The organism is Segatella salivae DSM 15606, assembly GCF_000185845.1.
GTDB lineage: Bacteria > Bacteroidota > Bacteroidia > Bacteroidales > Bacteroidaceae > Prevotella > Prevotella salivae.
On sequence record NZ_GL629670.1, the window covers coordinates 1 to 1,251 of the forward strand.

Sequence of the window (1,251 nt, forward strand, 5' to 3'; positions counted from 1 at the left end):
GGTATGGTTTGCGTGGAACAACGCCATAGGTGTTGCGCTTTTTTTGATTAATTCGTCATCAAAGGTTTCATTGTAAATGTGCCTTCACTGAAAAAGCTCAACACCTACGGCGTTGAATCTCCTTGTGAACATTTACCCGGGGTAGGCTCGTTCCTCGCCAACCCCGGGCTATCAAAAGAACAACTCGTACCGAGTTGCGTGGTGAGAACATTTATATTACAAAATTCATTCATTGGAATAATGGCGCAATACCAACGCAGTTGCGAGATGAAATAATTGTGAGTGTGGCGTTGCTGATAATTAAAGGTTAAATGAAGTAGTGAAAATAAAGCCTCACCCCCAGCCCCTCCCCGAAGAGGGAGGGGAGTGGTTAGTCGTAGAAATGGAGGAGGTTATTTTAGGGTTAATTGGGGGTGGTAATATTATTGATTATAAAGGGTAAAATGATTTGATGCAAATCAGCGCGTAATTTGCCGTGTTTTATGCTATGAAATAATGCAAATTGTATGGCCTTTCGACGCATTTTGCAATGTCATTGATAATCAACGCTGTAGGCGTTGTGCTTTTGATAGCCATGGGTTGGCGTCAGCCTACCCAGGGTTACGCGTGTAGTGAGAAGGTCAACGCCGTAGGTGTTGTGCTTTTTCTGCGTGGAATGCTGCAATAAAATGCCTATAAATAAAAGGTACAACGCCTACAGCGTTGTTGCCACTAACGGCAAATGACCCAGGGTAGACGTCGCTTTCGCTCGTCAACCCTGGGCTATCAAAAGTACAACGCTTACGGCATTGCGTGGTGAGCACATTTGTAATGAGGGGAAATTTCATTGGAAATTTACTATAATACCCACGGCGTTGCATCGTTACAACATTCGTAATGGTGGATGTATTCATTGGAATGTTTCCACATTTTGCCATTTATTTATTCGTATATTATCCTTAATTATATTAGAAAATGAATATTTCAACGCCATCGGTGTTACGCTTTCTAAGCGTAATCCGCCATGAATCCCCTCGCTATAACTATACCTTCACAGAAAAAGCTCAACACTTACAGCGTTGAATCTCCTTGCGAACGTTTACCTGGGGTAGGCTCGTCCCTCGCCAACCCCGGGCTATCAAAAGAACAACTCGTACCGAGTTGCATGGTGAAACAATTGTGAGGGTTATATAATTGATAATTAAAGGTGAAATAATGTAAGGCAAACAAAGCCTCTCCCCCAGCCCCTCTCCGAAGAGAGAGGGGAGTAGT

At 43.3% G+C, this 1,251-nt stretch carries 2 protein-coding genes and 1 pseudogene; all 3 read right to left on the reverse strand.

All coding sequences use genetic code 11. The annotated features are described in order from the left end of the window. Window positions 1-104 precede the first annotated feature (104 nt). Window positions 105-233, reverse strand: coding sequence for a hypothetical protein (locus HMPREF9420_RS14925; protein ID WP_081457522.1), 129 nt, complete (start codon window positions 231-233; stop codon window positions 105-107). A gap of 387 nt (window positions 234-620) precedes the next feature. Beyond that, window positions 621-917, reverse strand: coding sequence for a hypothetical protein (locus HMPREF9420_RS14830; protein WP_007136155.1), 297 nt, complete (start codon window positions 915-917; stop codon window positions 621-623). Between the two features lie 133 nt (window positions 918-1,050). After that, window positions 1,051-1,251, reverse strand: a pseudogene (locus tag HMPREF9420_RS14330) (hypothetical protein); the annotation flags it as partial.